Here is a 17535-nt window from a genome sequence, read left to right as displayed (position 1 = left end):
TGCGCGAACGTCTCGCGCGCGCTGGCGTCTGGCTCAGATGTCTCCACGCACGCAAGAGTGCCCGCGCCTTCTACATTTCGCAAGTAAAAGTAGAAGCGTGGCGCAAAACCTTGCGGCGCGCGACCTCCCCGCTACGCGCCGTCGCACGACCCTGCATGCACCCACCATAGAACACTCATTCGAACGGCGAGCGCCACCCTCTCAATCTCGGCGAGTCTCGGCGAGACTGTTGACGAACTTCGACTTTCGAATATAGAAATGTCGAAGACGCCCACCCAGGGCGCCAGAGCCCCACAGGCACGAGGTCCCTCCATGCCAAAACTGCACCGCAGACGCGACGGCCAGCCCCTCAGGGACGCCATGACCCGCGCCGGACTCTCCATCACCGCACTCGCCGAGGCGACCAAGAGGGTGGATCCGGCAGGGAAAGGCATCTCAGCCGCGGCAGTCGGCCGACTCGCGGGGCAGGGCAAGACGGCTCGCGAAAGCTGCGAGCTGCGCACGGCCTGGCTCGTCGCCGAAGCACTACACATGGAGACGAGCGCCCCCCTCCAGGACCTCTTTGCCATGCCCACACCTTCGACTTCGAATATCGAAAGGTCAATCCCCGATGCCGAAGAAGAGTGACCGCCAGGTCGGCGCCCTCCCGGCCGGCCTCGTCCCCCTCCTGAGCCAGCGCGAGATCGAGACGTACTACGGGGTCTCGGACTGGCAGATCCTCCAGTGGATCAAGGCAGGTATGCCCACCGTCCCCTACGCCGGGCGCGGTCGGCGCTTCAACCTCCCCGACTGCGAGGCGTGGCACGCCGCGAACGCCGCGCCGGACCCGCAGCTCGCCGCGACCGGCTGAGCAACTCCCCCTGAACGCGCCGAAGGGCCGCCCGCTTCCCGGCCTGGCGACCCCTCGACTACGGCGCCCCACCCCAGAACAAAGAGAGGCCCCGATGGCTCAACAGCTTACGGAACGCCCGCCCATCAGCCCGACCTCCCTCCCCCGGATCTTCCGCAGCGCCGCGCGGATCATCGCCGCGAACGGCCTGCACCAGGGCGACTTCGTCCAGGACGGTTTCGACCGGCAGATGAGGACCCCGCACGCCACGCGGCCCATGTCGATCGTGGCCGCGCTGAACTGCGCGGTGACCGGCGACCCGCACCGGCCGGCGGCCGAGTCCCGTGAGGCGATCCGGGTGCTCGCGCTCCGGCTGACCGTCCGTGGCTCGGACCCGTACGGGGAGGACGAGCGGGCGCTGGCGTTCCACGTGGACGAGTGGGGTGACGTCGAGGACCGCACGACGGAGTCGGCGGTCGCGGTGCTGGAGGCGGCGGCGGACGCGTGCGAGGTGTCGGCATGAGCGCGCTGACCGTGGCGGCCGCCCTGGACGCGCTGCTCAATGAGGCTCCTGCGTGGCTCCCCCCGGTGACGTCGTGGGAGGTCGCGGAGGACGGCGACCACTGGATCCTGTCCGGCGGTATCCCGGACAGCGTCGGTTCGATGACCGCCGCGAAGGCGCTCGGCCTGGTGGCCGGTGAGCACGGCGTCGAGGTCAACGACGACGGCCGGATGATGACGGTGCTGTTCACCTGGCGCGAGGCGCGGGTGCAGCTCTACTACTTCCGCCCGGCGCGGTGGACGGCGCCCGAGCGCTGCGCGACGTGCCCGACGAAGTTGGGTGCGGAGGGTGTGGCGTACGTGCGGCTCGGTGAGGGCCATGAGGCTCCCGTCGTGTGTGTCGCGTGCCGAGACCGGATGCACGCCGCGTGGCTGGCGACGCAACGGCTGCGCGAGCAGCGGGGCTGTGCCCCGTACCCGGCCGAGGCGTCGGCGGACGCGCTGACGGCGATGCTCGCCCCGACGCAGGCACTCACCGTCGACGAGACCGGCGGTGCGTCGTGAACGCGCCCGCCGCGATCTGCCTCGCCACCTCCGCCTACGCGGCCCCCCTGGTCCCGTTCTTCCTCCTCGTCGACGCCGAGCACCTGACGCCCCGCGCTGTCCGCGAGGCCCCGGCCACCGCCCGCGCCGCCGCCGAGCGCGCCGCGCTGACGATCGCCGCTCTCCTCCTCATCCTCACCGCACCGACGGGGGCCACCCGATGAACCGCATCCGCCTGATCCTCCACCGCCTGTTCCGCCGCCCCGCCATCACCCAGCCGTTCCCCATCTACCTGCGGCGCGTCCCCGTCGGCGTCTTCCTCGACCTGGAGGCGTACTTCGAGCACGTCATCACCACGATCGCCGACGACCCCGACCTCCTCGACCTCCTCCTGGAGTTCGCCGAGGACCGTGGGACGAGCGGCCAGTACGACGGGCACGCCCCGGAGAAGCTCCTCGTCGAGCGACTCGGCTCGGCGGTGGGTTACGAGATCCCGCTGTACGGGGACAAGGCGGCGAAGTTCGCTGACCGGCTGCGCGCCGCGGCCCCGGCCCCGGCTGTCGTGGTTCCGGCGCAGCGCGAGGGCGGTGCCGCCGCGTGAGCGCGCCCAACGGCCCGTTGGGCGCCGGCCGCCGCGCCCGCCTCACGGTCCTTCGTCGCGCCGTCACCGACTACCAGGGCGAATGGAACGTCGCCCGCGCCGCGCACCTCTACGCCGGGATCTTCGGCCGCTACCAGTGGCGCGCCATTGCCCGCCGCGACCTCGCGCAGCTCTGCACCGAGGGCCTCCTCGCCCTCCACGACGAGCCGACCAACCGGCACTACAGCCTCGCCACCCGGCCGAGCACCAGAGAGGACGGACAGTCGTGAGTCGTCTCCCACTCCGCAAGTTCATTGACCACGCCTCCGTAGCCGCAGCGGCGCAGGCCCGCCCCGGGGTCTGGCACCTCGTCGGTGAGTACCGGTCGTCGATGTCCGCGAAGGGCACGGCCTCCTGCATCCGCAACGCAGGCGGCAACCAGCTCCGGGCCGCGAAGTACCACTACGGGCCCGCCGGATCGTTCGAGGCCACCACCAAGCTCACCGAGTTCGGCTGCGAAGTCCTCACCCGCTACGTCGGGCCGCCCGACTCCCTCGACGAGGACGCCGCGTGGGCCGACGCGGTCGCCGACCTCGTGCACTCCAGGAAGGACACCGCCTGATGTTCGTCACCCGCCGACGCCACGCCGAGGAACTCGCCGCGGCGCGCGCCGAGACCACCCGCCAGCGCGAGCGCGCCGACAAGGCCCAAGCCATCGCCCGCACCGAGGTCAACGCGCGCCGCCACATCGGCGAGCAGAACGCGGCGCTCCACGCGGCGAACGCCCTTCTCACCGGGAGAAACCGGGCTCTGTCCGACCAGCTCGCTGCGGCGCAGGTCGAGTCCGGGGTCGACGTGGCGAAGGCCAAGAAGACCGCCGGCCGGATCGTCCGCCTCCAGAGGGCCGTCGCCACCGCCCGCGCGGAAGCCGCGGCGGCCCCGGCCAAGGCGCGGGCCGCCGTCGCCGGGGAGCTGTACCGCAGCAAGCAGGCGCGGGGCGCGCTCGAGGAGCAGCTCCTCATCGTGCAGCGGTCCAACGAAGTCCAGGCCGCGCAGCTCCTCGACCGGTCCGACAAGACGTGGGAGACCGTGTGATCGCCACGGGGAACGACGAGTTCAGCCAGACCCTGGCCGAGCGCATCGGCCAGTTCATCATCGACGCGGACGCGAACTCTGCCCGCACCGTGCAGAAGGCCATCGGGCCGAGCGAGGTCGGGGAGCCCTGCGAGCGGCAGCTCGCCTACAAGATCGCCGACTGGCCCGAGTCGAACGAGGGCCGCGACCCGATCGCCGCGATCATCGGCACCGGATTCCACCTGTGGATCGGGGAGAAGTTCGAGGCCCGCAACACCGCACTCGGCGGGCAGCCCTCCCGCTACAAGGTCGAAACCCGCGTCACCGTACGGGACAGCCCCATCGAGACCGCACGGCTCGCCGGGAGCGCGGACCTGTACGACCGGCTCATCCGCGCCAACCTCGACTGGAAACTCGTCGGGACCAGCAGCCACGACAAGTACCGCAGGCAGGGCCCTGGAGAGAAGTACCGCATCCAGGCCCACCTCTACGGGCTCGGCCAGGAGAACGCCGGTGAGCACGTCGACCGCGTCGTCATCGTGTTCATCGCCCGGTACCACGAGCTGAAGGTCCACGTGTGGTCCGAGCCCTACGACCGGAGCATCGCCGAGGCCGCGCTCGCCCGCCTCGACCGCATCCGGGACAAGCTGCTCGCCCTCGACCCCGAGGCCCACCCGGAGCGCTGGCAGCAGTTCCCCACCCCGGAGAAGCCGAACTGCCGGTTCTGCCCCTACCTCAAGCCCGGGAGCACCGACCTCGCGGCCGGATGCCCTGGCGTGCAGAGCAGCGGCGCCGGGGCCTCCCTCCAGGCGCTCATCGCCTGACACCCCACAGATCCGTCGGCCAACAAGCCGACGCGCACCACACCAGCCAAGAGCAACCAGCTCGAAGCACTCAACGCATAGGAGCACCACCGCAATGACGACCCCTCAGCAGTACCAGGCCCCGAGCGCCGACGACTTCCTCATGGGCGGAGGCGTCCCCTCGGCGAAGTTCCCCACCCTCGGAACCACCGTCTCCGGGCGGATCACCGAGCGCCCCAGTGTCGAGCAGCAGCGCGACTTCACCACCGGCGAGCTGAAGTTCTGGGACGACGGGAAGCCGCAGATGCAGCTCGTCGTCACCCTCGCCACCAACGAGCGCGACCCGGAGAACCCGGAAGACGACGGGACTCGGCGCCTGTACGTCAAGGGCCAGATGAAGAACGCGGTCGCCTCCGCAGTCCGCAGCGCCGGAGCCCGCGGCCTGGAGGTCGGCGGCACCCTCACCGTGACCTACTCCCGCGACGGGCAGAAGTCCAACCCCCGCTTCAACGCGCCGAAGAACTTCGACGCGCAGTACGTCGCCGCTGCGGCCAATGAACTGCACACGCCGGACCCGAGCACGCCGGCCGCTGCGGCACCGCAGCCCGCGCCGGTCGCGCAGGTCGCGCAGGTCCCCGGGCTCACCCCGGAGCAGTTGCAGGCCGCGATGGCCAACCCGGCCACGGCGGCGCTCCTCCAGCAGCAGCAGGCGGCCGCGGCGGGCCAGGCGCCCGCGCCGGTCGCGGCGGCTGACGTCCCGCAGTTTTAGCCCACCACCCCACCGAGCACCGCCCGCGGGCGCGCGCCGCTTCCCCTGAGAAGCCGCGCCCGCGGGCGGGCCAACCCCCAACAGAAGGACCAGCACATGAGCACAGCAGCACAGCCCGCGGAGTTCGCCGCGTTCTTCGTCCAGCACTCCCGCGGCGAGGCCCACGAGCAGGCCAGCAACGAGTTCCACGAGCTGCTCGCCGCCGTCCAGGAGCACGGGAAGAAGGGGACGCTCACCCTCACCGTCACCGTCGAGCCCCCCAAGGGCGGCATGGACGGCGCCCCCGTCGCGATCTCCATCGACAGCGTCCTCAAGGCCCCGAAGGCGACCGCGCCCCCGTCCATCTACTTCGTCGACGACGCCGGTCACGCCACCCGCAACGACCCGAGGCAGACGCAGGCCTTCGACGTCCGCGACCTGCCCACCACCACCGAGATCAAGGACATCTGACCGTGACCACCAACGACACCACCACCGTCGCGACCCTCGCGCAGCAGGCCCTCGCCCCGCAGAAGGTCGAGCCGGGCAACATCTACCTCGTCGCCACCGCCCACGGGCTCGTCGAGCGCGTCGACCTCACCGGGCCCGAGTACACCGGCCGCCTGGAGCGGAAGACCGGCACCACCACCGTCCGCGACAGCGACAGCTTCCTCACCTACTACGGGAAGCACCACGACGCGAACACCGAGGTGTACGCCGACGTCGAGAAGCTGTCCGTCACCGCGGTCCTCGACGCGCACACCGACAACACCCCGCGGTTCGGCGGCCACCGCCTCCACCTCGCGCTGCGGCAGACGAAGGCATGGGCCGACTGGCTCCGCCACGACGGGAAGCTCCTCGACCAGGACACCTTCGCGAACTTCCTGGAGGACCAGCTCCCGTACCTGGACACCCCGGACGCCGCGACCATGCTCGAGATCGCGCAGTCGATCAGGGCAACGACGAAAGCGGAGTTCCAGAGCAGCAGCCGACTCCAGTCCGGTGAGCGGAAGCTCGCCTACACCGAGGACACCAAGGCGTCCGCGGGCAGCAAGGGTGACATCGCGATCCCCGAGGTCTTCACCATCGCCGTCCCCCCGTTCGAGGGCGCCGACGCCTACCGGATGACCGCCCGGTTCAAGTACCGCATCGACCGCGGCACCCTCCTCCTCGGCTACAAGCTCGAGCAGCCCGAGGAGCGCGCCAAGGCCGCGTTCGCCGACGTCCTCGCCGCGATCAACACGGACATCGACACGCCGATTCTCAACGGCACCCCCGCGTAGCACCCCCGCCCGCCCCGGTATCCACGCCGGCGGCCCTGGTGCAACGCCACGGCGCGGGCCTCCCCCTCTCTGCTTCACCGCACGGCGGCACACGATCAAGGAGCAACATTGAGAGCCACCACGGACACCCTCGCCGCAGCACTCACGCTGCACGCGGCCGGCTGCTCCGTCGTCGCAGTCCGCGCCGACGGAAGCAAACGCCCCCAGGGGTCCTGGCAGGCTGCCCAAACCGAACGCGCCACCGAAGCGCAGCTCCGCACCACCTTTGCCCACGGGCACCCCGGGGTGGGCATCATCTGCGGCGCCGTCTCCGGGAACCTGGAGATGCTCGAACTCGAAGGCCGCGCCGTCGACGAGGGCATCCTCAACCGGCTCGCCGAGATCTTCCTCGGCTCCGGCCTCGGAGACCTCTGGCAGCGCATCGCCACCGGATGGCTCGAGCGCAGCCCCAGCGGCGGACTCCACTTCCACTACCGCCTCGACGGGACCCCCGTCCCCGGGAACACCAAGCTCGCCTCCCGGCTCGCCCGCGAAGACGAGTACACCGACGACGAGAAAGCCCTGAAGGAGCGCCACCCCCACAAGAAGATCCTCCGCGGGTGGATCGAAACCCGCGGCGAAGGCGGCTTCGTCGTCACCGCACCCAGCCACGGCACTGTCCACCCCAGCGGGAAGCCGTACGAGCTGCTCTCCGGGGGCCCGGAGTCCATGCCCGTACTCAGCGCGGACGAGCACCAGGCCGTGCACGCGATCTGCCGCATGGTCGACGCGGTGCCCGCAGACGAACCGCCCGAGACCCACACCCCGCTCCCCGGGGCCCCGAGTCTCGAGCCCCTCGACGACGCGGCCGCGTTCCTCTTCTCCGGGAGCAGCGGCGACATGGCCCCCGGAGGGGTCAGCCCGGGGGACGACTTCGAGCAGAAGACCTCGTGGGCGGACATCCTCCAGCCCCACGGGTGGAAGCTGATGTTCGTCTCCGGGCAGACCTCGTACTGGCAGCGCCCCGGAAAAACCGGCCGCGAACCCTCAGCCACCACAGGCCGGGCCATGGACCGCGACCGGCTCTACGTCTTCACCACCAGCACCGAGTTCACCCCGGAGAAGCCGTACACGAAGTTCGGCGCCTACGCGCTGCTCAACCACGGAGGCGACCACTCCGCCGCGGCGAGTGCCCTACGTCGACGGAAGTTCGGCCAGCCCGCGCCCGAGCCGGTCCGTCACCTCTCCGCTGTCCCCAACCCGACCCCACACCCTGTGGACGGAACGGCAGCACTCAACGTCGTACAGCACCCGGCCAGTGAGCCCGACACCCCGAACACCTACACGCGCACCGACGACGGAAACGCCCTCCGCCTCGTCGACAAGCACGAGCAGGAGATCCGCTACGTCCCCCAGCGCGGGAAGTGGCTGCGCTGGGACGGGCACCGGTGGGCGTGGGACGACGCGGGCGAGATCCGCGAGATGGCCCGCACCATCGCACGCGCCCTCCCCAACGGGGAAGGCGAGGCCAAGCACCGGGCACGCAGCCTCTCCCACGCGGGCATCAGCGCCATGATCGGCATGGCGCAGACCGACCCGCGCACCGTCGCCCTCGTCGACACCCTTGACGCGCACCCCCTGCACCTCAACACCCCGGCCGGCGTCGTCGACCTCACCACCGGGAAGATCAGCCCGTCCGACCCGGCAGCCATGCACACCCGCACCACCAGCGTCGCCCCCGAGTTCGAACTCCCCACCCCACGCTGGACGCAATTCCTCACCGACACCTTCGGCGAAGACTCCGACATCGCGGTCTTCGTGCAGCGCCTCGCCGGATACTCCGCCTCCGGAGACACCCGATTCCACGTCCTCCCCTTCCTCAACGGGCCCGGCGGCAACGGCAAGTCCGTGTTCCTCGACGTGCTGCGCATCCTCCTCGGCGACTACGCGGCCAGCGCGCCCAACACCTTCCTCATGGCCGGCCAGCAGCAGCACGAGACCGAAGTCGCCCGGCTCCAGGGCCTGCGCCTCGTCGTCGTCTCCGAGGTCAACCAGGACGCCCGCTTCGACGAGGCGAAGATGAAGCTCCTCACCGGAGGCGACGCGCTCACCGCGCGCTTCATGCGGCAGGACCACTTCACCTTCGAGCCCACCCACCACCTGTGGCTCATGGGCAACCACCTCCCCGCGGTGAAGGCCGGAGGCGACAGCTTCTGGCGGCGGCTACGCCTCATCCCGTTCACCCGCAGCGTCCCGCCCGAGCGAAAGATCGAGGGCCTCGCTCGCATCCTCGCCGACGAGGAAGGCCCTGGGATCCTCGCCTGGATCGTCAACGGAGCCGTCGACGTATTCGCCGCAGGGCTCCGCGAGCCGGCCGCAGTCATGGCGTTCACCGAGACCTACGCGGAGGAGGAGGACTCCCTCGCACGGTTCATGAGCGACTGCTGCCACCTCGGCGGCGGCACCCACGTCACCATCAACACCTCCAAGCTCCGCAGCGCTTACGACGACTGGTGCCGCGCCGAAGGCGAGACCCCGCTCAAGCCTCAGGTCTTCGGCCGCGAACTCCGCACCCGCTTCAACGTCGAGCAGATCCGCTCCAACGGGCGCCGCTTCTACGTCGGAGTCGCTCTCCTCACCCGCCCCGGGGACGACGAGGAGGACGACGAATGATCACCGCAATCAGTGACCGCAGTGACAGCCCAGTGACCGTACCCACACCCCTACGGTCACTGCCAAAAACCATCCATGACCAGCGACTTCGTGCGGCCAGTGACCGCAGTGACCGTAAATCCCTAGTTCCAGCCCCGTGCGCACGCAAGACGTTCAATGCCAGAAACCCCCTGATCGGTCACTGCTGTCACTGCCTGCGCCACAGGCCCACCAAGAGCAGCCGCTCATGAACACGCCTGACCAGCCGAAATGGCTCGCAGACCGCATCGATCAAAGCAGTGACCGTACCCGCGAAGGCACCTGCCCGCGCTGTCACTCACCCGTACTCCGCGCCCGCGTCGGCCGCGTCGCCGCACTCGACGTGACCGCCGACCCCACCCCGCTGGACCCGCTCGGCGAACTCCTCGCCCGCCTCGACGGACGACTCACCTGGCACCTCACCACCAGCGCCCTCGGAGCCCAACGCATCACCTGGCGCGACCAGTTCCACATCCGCGCCGGACCCGCCAAACACCCCGTCATCGCCGACCACCGCTGCCCGCCCCGCCCCGTACAAGGAGTCCTCCTGTGACCACCACGGCCACCCGCACCTTCACCCTCACGCTGCCGCGAGGGCTGAAACTCCTCAACGCGAACCAGCGCGTACACCACCGAGTCCGCGCCGACCTCACCCACGAGATCCGCTCAGCCGCCCACACCGCCTGCTCGGAGAACGAGCACATGCGAGCAGCGCTCGCCGCGGCCAACCCCCACCCCGTCCTCCAACAGGCCTACATCCTCGGCGTCCTCCACCCCGGATCCCGCAGGCGCATCGACCCCGCGAACTTCTACCCGTCCTTCAAGGCCGCCGTCGACGGGCTCGTGGACGCGGGCGTCCTCGAGGACGACGACCACACCCACGTCGTCGGACCCGACATGCGCATCGGCCCCATCGTCAAAGGCGGCCAACTCACCCTCGTCATCCAAGAGATCACCCCGGCCACCCACGCCGCGTTCCAGTGGGCCGCGCACCAGCCCGCGACGGCGGTGAACGCGTGATGCCCCGACACGACAACGATGCGCTCACCGTCATGGACTGGTTCTGCGGCGCCGGAGGCTCCTCGCAAGGCGTGCACGCCGTCCCCGGAGTCCGGGTTACCCGCGCGGCGAACCATTGGAAGCTGGCCATCGAGTCGCACGCCGAGAACTTCCCCACGACCAGCCACTACCAGGGCGACATCCGTAAGGCGCCTGTCTGGGACTGGCCGGTGACAGACATCTTCTGGGCGTCCCCGGAGTGCACCAACTGGTCCGTGGCCAAGGGCAAGAAGCGGGACTTCCACAGCGCCATGCAGGGCAGCCTCCTCGACCTTCTCGCCAGCCTTGACGAGGAGGAGAACGAGCCGACCGCAGAGGAGGAATCCCGCGCGCTGATGGAAGAGGTCCCGCTGTACCTGCGCGGCGTCATCGAGCGCGGTGGCCTGGTCAAGGCGGGCATCGTCGAGAACGTCGTTGACGTCAGAGCCTGGGATCAGTGGGACCGGTGGATCGGTGAGATTCACAAGCTGGGCTACCGGACGCGGATCATCGCGCTGAACTCGATGCACGCGAACCCGCGGGCAGTACACCAGGCGCCGCAGTCCAGGGACCGGCTGTACGTCGGGTACTGGCACGAGTCGCTGGGGCGTACCCCGGACTGGGACAAGTGGCTGCGGCCGCGAGCCTGGTGCTCGGGCTGCGACGAGTACGTGCAGGCGATGCAGGTGTTCAAGGACCCGAAGCGGGACATGGGCCGCTACCGGCAGCAGTACGTCTACCGGTGCCCGCACGCGAGATGCCGGAACCAGATCGTCGAGCCGGAAGCCCTGCCCGCGGCGGCGGCCATCGACTGGTCGATTCCGGGACAGCGGATCGGGGACCGGGCCAAGCCGCTCGCGGAGAAGACACTGCGACGCATCGAGGCGGGGCTGAAGAAGTTCGCCCGCCCGGTCCCGATGATGGTGCCCGCCGGCGGCACCTGGCGCGACGCCGCAGTCAGCGTCGACGAGCCGATGCCCGCGCGGACGACCCGCGAGAACGACGCCCTGATGGTGCCGCCGCTGATGATCCCGGTCGAGGGCCGCGACGGCAAGGATGCCGCGTCGGCGAACGGACCGCTGCGCACGATGACGACACGGAACGAGACCGGGCTCGCATGGTTGCCGTTCATCGCAGAGCTCCGCGGCGGCGGCAGCATCGCCCGATCAGTCACCGAGTCCCTGGCCACGGTGACCGCGTCCGGGAACCACCACGGGCTGGTGACCCCGGCGGCGATGGTGATGCGGAACAACGGCAGCAAGGGCGACGGGGGCGAGCACTGCACCTCCCCGGCCGAGCCGTTCCGCACGATGACGACAGCCGGCCACCAGTCACTCCTCACGTGGGAGCACATGCTGGTCCCGTACTACGGCAACGGGGCACCCCGTTCGGTGAACGAGCCGATCGGCGCGCTGACGACCCGCGACCGGTACGCCCTCGTCAAGGGCGACATCAACATCGACGACGTGCTTTTCCGAATGCTCGAGCCGCACGAGATCGGCCGCGCCATGAGCTTCGCCGACGACTACATCGTCCTCGGAACAAGCGGGAGAAGGTCCGCCAGTACGGCAACGCCGTCACCCCGAACGCCGCCGAGGTCCTGGTCTGCGCCCTCGTCGAGGCGATCACAGGCGAGGAGATCACCCGGCACGAGCACGCACAGGCCGCGGCATGACCGGCCCGGTCCTCATCACCGGAATCCGGCCAGGCCTCCACATCCGCGGCCTCGACCGAGGTGAAACCCCTGTCGCCGACTACCTGTGCGGCCAATGCGGCGCCCACAAACGCGTCGAAGGCCGCGACGACGTCGCCGAGTTCACCGCGACCGACCCGGCAGCCGACCACGCGGGACGTTGCGACCCCGCCACCGGCAGCCACCCACCCACCGCAGACGACGCACCCCACGACGCCGCCTGACCACGCGCGCATCCGGTTAACCCGGCCCTCGCGCGCACAGCCCACACCACCAAAACGCCCTGCCAACCAAGGAGCACCATGACCGACCGCCCCGACGACGAGACCGTCACCCGCATGTACGACGCGATCGAGCAGGCCCACTGGCAGGACCTCGCCGACGCCCTCAACCGCCTCACCGCCTGGGGCGCCGACCCCCTGCTCACCCTGGCTCGCCAGCTCGGCACCAACAAGGTCGTCGCCCTCGACCCCGCCGAGGAGCACCAGACGTACCGGCTGCGCTACCGGCCGCCGTTCAGCGAGGAGCGCGGCGACGGGGACGGCTGGGTCGTGGAGCGCCGCGACGGCATCCCGATCACGTGAGCAGCAGCACGGCCGCTCCTGTTGGAGCCAGGAGCGGCCGGCCCCGCAAGTCCATCACACCGACCCCGGAGACGACCATGACCACCGACCCCACCGCAGCCATCGAGGTGTGGGCGCGCATGCTCTGCGCCGCCGACGTCTACGTGCACGGCACCGATCACCCGACCTGGGAGCAGCTCGGCCGCCTGCCCGGGAATGTGCAGGAGGACTACCGGAAGGCGGCCAGGTGGCTGTTGCCCCGGCTGACGGTCGGGCAGCCCGCCGCACCGTCCGCGCCCTCCGCTGACAACCTCCGCGACCGCATTGCTGCCGCCATCGCCGAGTCCGACGGGGTGCCGTCCTTCAAGTTCGCCGCCAAGCTCCACCGTGCCGCTTGCCTGCGTGAGGCCGACGCTGTGATGGCAGTCCTCCCCGTGACCGTCCGTCGCCACACCGTGCTGCGCGAGACCACCACCTTCATCCACAACGCCTACTTCGAGGACGGCTGGTCCGTCGAGCGGATCGTCACGGTGCTGCGGCAGGCCGCCGACGCCGCCGAGGAGGCCGACCGTGGCTGACACCTCGCGCACCAACACCGACCTCCTCGTCGAACTCGGCCAGCTCCGCGCCCTCATCGCCGACAAGATCGCCACCACCCCCGTACGCCTCGGCCCCGGCGGCACCGACCGGCTGGCCAACGAACTCACCCTCGCAGTCGCCGTGTACGTCGGCCGCCACGTCCTCCCCGCCGACGCCCTCGCACTCGCCAACCCGCCACGCCCCGCCGAGACCCAGTGGGTCGTCGAGACCCGCTGGAACGACGGCCCATGGAGGCCGTACGGCGCCCCGTGGCCGGACCGCGAGGAAGCGCGCAGCGACTTCCACGAGACCGTCCATGCCGCTGGGGGCGAATGCGGCAGCGCAGCCGGGAGTACCGGCTCGTCCGCCGGTCGACCACGTACGCCGTCGAGGCCGAACACACCCCGGAGCAGCAGGACGAGCCCAAGACGTCCTGGACGCCCGGCCCGGTCGGGCTCGCCCGCGCGGCCGAGATCGCCCACCGGCCGCCCGCACAGGAGCAGCGGGCCGAGCCCGAGAACCCGCGCGCCGTCTGCACCTGCGGCCACACCCGCGGCGAACACGTCACCGTCAGCGGCCGCCTCCTCTGCGACGTCTGCGACCCCGACAGCACCGACAACCTCGTCTGCAAGGAGTTCGAGGAGCTTGATCGTCGACTTCGCCACCGCCCTTCCCACCGTCATCGGCCGCGCCATCCTCACCGTCGCCATGACGACCGGCCTCGGCGCCGTCGTCCTCGTCCTCGCCGTCGTCCTCCTCACCACCGCGGCGACCGGCGCCTGGCCCGCCCGACGCCGGCGCACCGCCGAGGAGCCCGCCGCCGAATACGACGAAGCCGCGTAACACCCACCACCTGGAGACACCGTGTCCGACACCGAACCCCGCATCGTCGACGTCCGCTACTTCATCCAGTCCCGCCCCGCCCCGGGCCAGCCGTGGCAGCGCCCGCCCGGGTCGCCACGAAGTGGGCCGACAAGCGCACCTCGTTGCAGCGGCTCGCCGCGCGCCGCGAGCAGCAGCCGTCGTGGGAGCACCGGCTGATGCAGCACGTGACCACCGAGAGCCCGGCCGACGAGACGTAGTGGCCGCCACCCTCGGCGTCGCGCTGCTCGTCTGGCCCGTCGCCTCCGCGCTCCTGCTCACCATCCGGTGGGCAGGGCGCGCCCTCTACCGCCTCCGCAGGCGCCGCTCACGAATCCGCTGGCCCAACAGCGGACCGATCAGCACCCCGCCCGCCACGAACCCCATCCCAGACGGATCACCCGCCTGGAACACCCAGCGCGCAACCACCCACACGAGCACGCCCCACACCAGCGCAAGCCCGAGCACCATCGCCGACCACCGGATCCAGCCCATGACGCGCAACTACCCGCGAACGGAGCCCAGATGACACCGCACCTTCGCCCCGCCCTCGCCCTCACCACGGCCGCCGTCCTCACCAGCGCCGCCGCCGCGTACCTCGCCACCACCAGCGCGCCCTGGTGGGCCGCCCTCGTCGTTCCCGTCGCCGTCGCCCTCGGCTGGTGCCGGCCTGCGAGTGGACCCGACACCGGGCGGTCCTCGACGACCAGGCCCGCGCCCGCCGCGCTGCCCGCGCCGAGGTGCTCGCCGTCACCCCGTGCTGCCGCGCCGCCGAGCACACCGCCGGCGCCGCGCACACCACCGACTGCCCGACCCGCACGAGGAGCCACACCTCGTGACCGGCCCGAGCAGCACGCCCCGGGGCGAGCACACGCCCCGCCCCGGGGCCACGTGGGAGCAGCACCTCGTCCGCACCGAGCAGCACGTCGACGACACCGCCACCGACCCGGCCCCGCCCAACCGGCCACACGGCGCGCCATGCAGCGCGCAGCACGGAGGAAGAAATGACCGAACTCCCCGACCTCCACACGATCCTCAGGGCGCAGCTCGGCCGCCCGCTCGTCGACGCACTCAACCGGCACCTGGCGAACGGGCAGCGCGCCGAGGACGCCATCGAGCGGGTGCGTGCCCTGCACAAGACTTGGATCTACAGGGGCCAGCGGATCTGCGGGGCCTGTTCGGACCTCGCCACCTCCACGAATTGCACCGACAGCGCGCCCGTGCCGTACGACCAGTGCCCTACGCTCCGGGCCATCGACGGGCCCGGCCCGGCAGCGACCGAGCAGCAGCTCGACGAGACCGCCCGCAAGCTGTCCGCATCCGAACTCTTGGGACACCGGCTGTTGCAGCGCGCCGAGCGGGCCGAGGCGGAACTCACCGCCGCCCGCGTCCAGCTCACCCGCAGCGAGAACCTTTGCGAGGCCCTCACGTACCGCCTGAACAGCGCACAGAATGCGGCCTCGCTGCTCCGTCGCGGGCTCATCCGCGCCGAGGAGCTGTATGCCGTCGTGGAGCCGGGTTCGAGCCCAGCCCGGCAGCTACCGAAGCGACCGAAGCCGAGCCCCGCCGGCCGCCTACGACGCCGCATTCGCGTTCATCCGCAACCGCGCCTTCTACTCCGCCGCCGAGCTGGCCCGGTTCGACGCCCAACTCACGCCGCAGACCGCCGACCAGACCAAGAAGAACCCATGGACGTTCAGCAGGAGCAGGCCGCGCCCGTCGACTGGCGGGCCCTCGCTGAGCGGCGCGAGCGAGAGTTGAAGGCTGCGGGAGAAGCGCGGTACGCCGCCGGGCAGGAGCGCGACGGCGCGTACCGCGAGCGCGCCCACCTCATCGCCCTCCTCGCCGCCATGACCGACGGTGCCGTCATCGCGCCCGCGCTCGACCTTCCCGAGCCGGCTGGTGGATCGCCTACCTCCGCATCGGCGGCCGACAGGCCTCGTGGCACATCAGCCCTCGTGACGCGCTGCTCTTCGCCGACGTCGAGCACGTCACCGTGGACGACCCGCGCGCGCAGTGGGACGGCCACACCGCCGAGCAGAAGTACGCCGGGATCGCCGCGCACACGGCCGAGCTGGCGGCGCGCTGCGGGCCCGAGTGCTCCGAGCAGCACACCGAGACCGGACGCTGCGAGATCGCGAGGAACCGATGACCCGCGTGCAGTTCATGGGCGACGACGGCAAATGGCACGACCTCACCGGCTTCCTCTCCTTCGAGGTCCACCACCCCACCGGGCCCGACTTCACCGACGAGGAATGGCGACGCCACGACTCCCTCGACGCCCTGCACTACGCGATGAGCGCGCGCGCCGACGCCGCCCGGCCGCGCGTCATCGACCAGAACGGCAACCCGGTCAGCCCGCGCCCGGACCGGCCCGCCTGGCAGTCCACGTACGGCCCGCCGAGACGGCACTGACAGCACGAAGGGGCGTCCCTCAGTCTCCCCAACCAGGACGCCCCTACCGGTGAGATCACCGTACAGCCCCACGCACCACAGGAGCGCACGATGAACACCACTGCCACCACCGCCAGCACCTCCGCACAATCGCCCTCCACTGGGGCGACCTCCGCGACGCCCTCGGCCAGCCCGCCATCGCCGGCGCGTTCGGCCTCGGCCTCCGCGGCTACCTCGCCGCCCTCGACGAGGCAGACAACGAGCCCCACGCGCAGCTCCTCGTGACCATCCGCGACGAGGCCGGCCGCACCACCGGCTACCGCTGCGTCCACTGTGGCGACCTCGACCCCGGCCACGCCCACCCGGTCGGAGAGGAACGTGACCCCGGGCAGCTCGGCCAGCGGCCCGTGCCGATCCGGCTGTTCATCGCCGACACCATGCGCGCCGTCGAGGCCGCGCTCCACACCACCGCCGACCAGATCGCCGACTCCGTGCAGCGCCAGCCCATTCGGCCCGCCCCCGCGGCATGGCCGACCGCCGATCGGGCCGCCGCAACGCGGTCGCCCGCGGGACGCGCTGGACCCGCCGACGCTGGCGTGGTCTGGCACCCGCCGCCCCGTCCCGTACACGGCGCTGTGGCTCCTGGCCCGGTCGAGACCGTCCGGGCCCGTTCCGGAAGCTGACGGTGCGCGAGGTGGAGCAGATCGGCGTGGTCGCGGCCGGGGCCGCCGACCGGATCGAGCGGGCCCTCGACATTGCGGCGCAGCGGCGGACGCTGGCGCAGCGGCACGAGTGCGGTGGAGAGATCGAGATGCACGGCGGTGAGGGCAAGCCGCCGGTCGCTCGCTGCGGAGGGTGCGGGCGGATCTGGACGGAGGGCGGTCTCCTTGCCGCTTAGAAGTCTCCAGCGCCGATGATCTCCGAAGCCTCGGCGTGCCACGAGTCCGTCGGCCAGAATGCACCCATGGATGCAGGTCTGGCGGCGGTACTCGGGGCCGCAGTAGGAGCGATCGGAACGGGCGGAGCGGCGGTCCTCACATCGTGGTGGTCAACGGCCTCACAGGAACGCCAGTCGAATCGGCAACTCCGATTCGAGCACCTACGAGAACGCCGCGAGCCTCGCAGTAAGGCGTACGCCGATGTCGTCGCGCACGTTCAGAGGATGGGCAGACGTCTTGACGCGTTCAATCACAGCCGTTCGTTCCCGGATGAACGACCCGAGGAATATCCAGACCCGGAAGAGCTCGACACGCTAGCGGACCTCTGCGCTCGTGTCGCCGTGGAGGGACCCGCTGAAGTGGCAGAGCAAGTCGCCTTGCTACTGGCATGCGCCCGTGAGGCATGCGAGGCAGCCGCAGTCGTAGACGTGAGCTACG

Annotated in this window: 28 protein-coding genes; 27 read left to right on the top strand and 1 reads right to left on the bottom strand. The window is 70.9% G+C overall.

Annotated features, from left to right (window positions below; all coding sequences use genetic code 11):
* Positions 1-312 precede the first annotated feature (312 nt).
* The 23 genes from C1N81_RS00350 (at position 313) to C1N81_RS00240 (ending at position 14604) form a co-directional block, all read left to right on the top strand.
* Positions 313-627, top strand: a complete 315-nt coding sequence (locus C1N81_RS00350; protein ID WP_394425532.1) for an XRE family transcriptional regulator — start codon at positions 313-315, stop codon at positions 625-627.
* A complete protein-coding gene (locus C1N81_RS00345; RefSeq protein ID WP_394425530.1) occupies positions 611-850 on the top strand; it encodes a hypothetical protein in 240 nt (79 codons plus the stop codon). The genes C1N81_RS00350 and C1N81_RS00345 overlap by 17 nt, the downstream gene beginning before the upstream one ends.
* Before the next feature lie 94 nt (positions 851-944).
* Positions 945-1352: a DUF6197 family protein gene (locus C1N81_RS00340; RefSeq protein WP_394425528.1), complete on the top strand. Its 408-nt coding sequence runs from the start codon at positions 945-947 to the stop codon at positions 1350-1352.
* Entirely contained in the window at positions 1349-1894 is a 546-nt protein-coding gene (locus tag C1N81_RS00335) for a hypothetical protein (protein ID WP_394425526.1), read from the top strand. The genes C1N81_RS00340 and C1N81_RS00335 overlap by 4 nt, the downstream gene beginning before the upstream one ends.
* Entirely contained in the window at positions 1891-2097 is a 207-nt protein-coding gene (locus C1N81_RS00330; RefSeq protein WP_394425524.1) for a hypothetical protein, read from the top strand. Before C1N81_RS00335 ends, C1N81_RS00330 begins: the two co-directional genes overlap by 4 nt.
* The gene (locus C1N81_RS00325; RefSeq protein ID WP_394425522.1) at positions 2094-2474 is read left to right on the top strand and encodes a hypothetical protein; all 381 of its coding nucleotides are present in this window, start codon (positions 2094-2096) and stop codon (positions 2472-2474) included. The genes C1N81_RS00330 and C1N81_RS00325 overlap by 4 nt, the downstream gene beginning before the upstream one ends.
* Positions 2471-2743 (top strand): hypothetical protein, encoded by a 273-nt coding sequence (locus tag C1N81_RS00320; RefSeq protein WP_394425520.1) that lies wholly within the window; start codon positions 2471-2473, stop codon positions 2741-2743. Before C1N81_RS00325 ends, C1N81_RS00320 begins: the two co-directional genes overlap by 4 nt.
* Entirely contained in the window at positions 2740-3075 is a 336-nt protein-coding gene (locus C1N81_RS00315) for a hypothetical protein (RefSeq protein ID WP_394425518.1), read from the top strand. The genes C1N81_RS00320 and C1N81_RS00315 overlap by 4 nt, the downstream gene beginning before the upstream one ends.
* Positions 3075-3548 carry a hypothetical protein gene (locus C1N81_RS00310; protein ID WP_394425516.1) on the top strand — a complete coding sequence of 158 codons (474 nt, stop codon included), beginning with the start codon at positions 3075-3077 and terminating at the stop codon, positions 3546-3548. The genes C1N81_RS00315 and C1N81_RS00310 overlap by 1 nt, the downstream gene beginning before the upstream one ends.
* Positions 3545-4351: a PD-(D/E)XK nuclease family protein gene (locus tag C1N81_RS00305; protein WP_394425514.1), complete on the top strand. Its 807-nt coding sequence runs from the start codon at positions 3545-3547 to the stop codon at positions 4349-4351. The genes C1N81_RS00310 and C1N81_RS00305 overlap by 4 nt, the downstream gene beginning before the upstream one ends.
* A 94-nt stretch (positions 4352-4445) precedes the next feature.
* A complete protein-coding gene (locus tag C1N81_RS00300) occupies positions 4446-5099 on the top strand; it encodes a hypothetical protein (protein WP_394425512.1) in 654 nt (217 codons plus the stop codon).
* A 96-nt stretch (positions 5100-5195) separates the two neighbouring features.
* Positions 5196-5549, top strand: a complete 354-nt coding sequence (locus C1N81_RS00295; protein ID WP_394425510.1) for a hypothetical protein — start codon at positions 5196-5198, stop codon at positions 5547-5549.
* 2 nt (positions 5550-5551) lie between these two features.
* Complete coding sequence (locus tag C1N81_RS00290; protein ID WP_394425508.1) at positions 5552-6361, top strand: DUF2303 family protein; 810 nt, start codon at positions 5552-5554, stop codon at positions 6359-6361.
* A 108-nt stretch (positions 6362-6469) separates the two neighbouring features.
* Positions 6470-9013 (top strand): phage/plasmid primase, P4 family, encoded by a 2544-nt coding sequence (locus tag C1N81_RS00285; RefSeq protein WP_394425506.1) that lies wholly within the window; start codon positions 6470-6472, stop codon positions 9011-9013.
* Positions 9014-9239: 226 nt separating this feature from the next.
* A complete protein-coding gene (locus tag C1N81_RS00280) occupies positions 9240-9584 on the top strand; it encodes a hypothetical protein (protein WP_394425504.1) in 345 nt (114 codons plus the stop codon).
* The gene (locus C1N81_RS00275; RefSeq protein ID WP_394425502.1) at positions 9581-10051 is read left to right on the top strand and encodes a RusA family crossover junction endodeoxyribonuclease; all 471 of its coding nucleotides are present in this window, start codon (positions 9581-9583) and stop codon (positions 10049-10051) included. The genes C1N81_RS00280 and C1N81_RS00275 overlap by 4 nt, the downstream gene beginning before the upstream one ends.
* Positions 10051-11808, top strand: coding sequence for a DNA cytosine methyltransferase (locus C1N81_RS00270; protein ID WP_394425499.1), 1758 nt, complete (start codon positions 10051-10053; stop codon positions 11806-11808). Before C1N81_RS00275 ends, C1N81_RS00270 begins: the two co-directional genes overlap by 1 nt.
* 256 nt (positions 11809-12064) lie before the next feature.
* A complete protein-coding gene (locus C1N81_RS00265; RefSeq protein ID WP_394425497.1) occupies positions 12065-12346 on the top strand; it encodes a hypothetical protein in 282 nt (93 codons plus the stop codon).
* The gene (locus C1N81_RS00260; RefSeq protein WP_394425496.1) at positions 12343-12903 is read left to right on the top strand and encodes a hypothetical protein; all 561 of its coding nucleotides are present in this window, start codon (positions 12343-12345) and stop codon (positions 12901-12903) included. Before C1N81_RS00265 ends, C1N81_RS00260 begins: the two co-directional genes overlap by 4 nt.
* Positions 12896-13747, top strand: a complete 852-nt coding sequence (locus C1N81_RS00255; protein WP_394425494.1) for a hypothetical protein — start codon at positions 12896-12898, stop codon at positions 13745-13747. Before C1N81_RS00260 ends, C1N81_RS00255 begins: the two co-directional genes overlap by 8 nt.
* 92 nt (positions 13748-13839) lie before the next feature.
* Complete coding sequence (locus C1N81_RS00250) at positions 13840-13986, top strand: hypothetical protein (RefSeq protein ID WP_394425492.1); 147 nt, start codon at positions 13840-13842, stop codon at positions 13984-13986.
* On the top strand, positions 13986-14294 hold the full coding sequence (locus tag C1N81_RS00245) for a hypothetical protein (protein WP_394425489.1): 309 nt from the start codon (positions 13986-13988) through the stop codon (positions 14292-14294). The genes C1N81_RS00250 and C1N81_RS00245 overlap by 1 nt, the downstream gene beginning before the upstream one ends.
* A gap of 133 nt (positions 14295-14427) precedes the next feature.
* Positions 14428-14604 (top strand): hypothetical protein, encoded by a 177-nt coding sequence (locus C1N81_RS00240; protein WP_394425487.1) that lies wholly within the window; start codon positions 14428-14430, stop codon positions 14602-14604.
* 774 nt (positions 14605-15378) lie between these two features.
* Here C1N81_RS00240 and C1N81_RS00235 read toward each other — a convergent pair.
* On the bottom strand, positions 15379-15594 hold the full coding sequence (locus C1N81_RS00235) for a hypothetical protein (RefSeq protein ID WP_394425486.1): 216 nt from the start codon (positions 15592-15594) through the stop codon (positions 15379-15381).
* A gap of 167 nt (positions 15595-15761) precedes the next feature.
* Between C1N81_RS00235 and C1N81_RS00230 the strand changes: the two genes are divergently transcribed.
* The 4 genes from C1N81_RS00230 (at position 15762) to C1N81_RS00215 (ending at position 17057) form a co-directional block, all read left to right on the top strand.
* Entirely contained in the window at positions 15762-15917 is a 156-nt protein-coding gene (locus C1N81_RS00230) for a hypothetical protein (protein WP_394425484.1), read from the top strand.
* Positions 15914-16180: a hypothetical protein gene (locus C1N81_RS00225; RefSeq protein ID WP_394425482.1), complete on the top strand. Its 267-nt coding sequence runs from the start codon at positions 15914-15916 to the stop codon at positions 16178-16180. Before C1N81_RS00230 ends, C1N81_RS00225 begins: the two co-directional genes overlap by 4 nt.
* A 260-nt stretch (positions 16181-16440) precedes the next feature.
* Positions 16441-16842 carry a hypothetical protein gene (locus C1N81_RS00220; RefSeq protein ID WP_394425480.1) on the top strand — a complete coding sequence of 134 codons (402 nt, stop codon included), beginning with the start codon at positions 16441-16443 and terminating at the stop codon, positions 16840-16842.
* Positions 16843-16853: 11 nt separating this feature from the next.
* Entirely contained in the window at positions 16854-17057 is a 204-nt protein-coding gene (locus C1N81_RS00215) for a hypothetical protein (RefSeq protein WP_394425478.1), read from the top strand.
* Positions 17058-17535: the final 478 nt, after the last annotated feature.

The organism is Streptomyces sp. SGAir0957 (assembly GCF_043523415.1).
This window is presented reverse-complemented; position numbering and strand designations above follow the sequence as displayed.

Bases quoted from the DNA above. Each gene is read 5' to 3' on its own strand.
- C1N81_RS00295 (WP_394425510.1), top strand. From the start codon at position 5,196: ATGAGCACAGCAGCACAGCCCGCGGAGTTCGCCGCGTTCTTCGTCCAG.
- C1N81_RS00280 (WP_394425504.1), top strand. From the start codon at position 9,240: ATGAACACGCCTGACCAGCCGAAATGGCTCGCAGACCGCATCGATCAA.
- C1N81_RS00335 (WP_394425526.1), top strand. From the start codon at position 1,349: ATGAGCGCGCTGACCGTGGCGGCCGCCCTGGACGCGCTGCTCAATGAG.
- C1N81_RS00350 (WP_394425532.1), top strand. From the start codon at position 313: ATGCCAAAACTGCACCGCAGACGCGACGGCCAGCCCCTCAGGGACGCC.
- C1N81_RS00265 (WP_394425497.1), top strand. From the start codon at position 12,065: ATGACCGACCGCCCCGACGACGAGACCGTCACCCGCATGTACGACGCG.
- C1N81_RS00345 (WP_394425530.1), top strand. From the start codon at position 611: ATGCCGAAGAAGAGTGACCGCCAGGTCGGCGCCCTCCCGGCCGGCCTC.
- C1N81_RS00300 (WP_394425512.1), top strand. From the start codon at position 4,446: ATGACGACCCCTCAGCAGTACCAGGCCCCGAGCGCCGACGACTTCCTC.
- C1N81_RS00225 (WP_394425482.1), top strand. From the start codon at position 15,914: ATGACCCGCGTGCAGTTCATGGGCGACGACGGCAAATGGCACGACCTC.
- C1N81_RS00340 (WP_394425528.1), top strand. From the start codon at position 945: ATGGCTCAACAGCTTACGGAACGCCCGCCCATCAGCCCGACCTCCCTC.
- C1N81_RS00310 (WP_394425516.1), top strand. From the start codon at position 3,075: ATGTTCGTCACCCGCCGACGCCACGCCGAGGAACTCGCCGCGGCGCGC.
- C1N81_RS00270 (WP_394425499.1), top strand. From the start codon at position 10,051: ATGCCCCGACACGACAACGATGCGCTCACCGTCATGGACTGGTTCTGC.
- C1N81_RS00325 (WP_394425522.1), top strand. From the start codon at position 2,094: ATGAACCGCATCCGCCTGATCCTCCACCGCCTGTTCCGCCGCCCCGCC.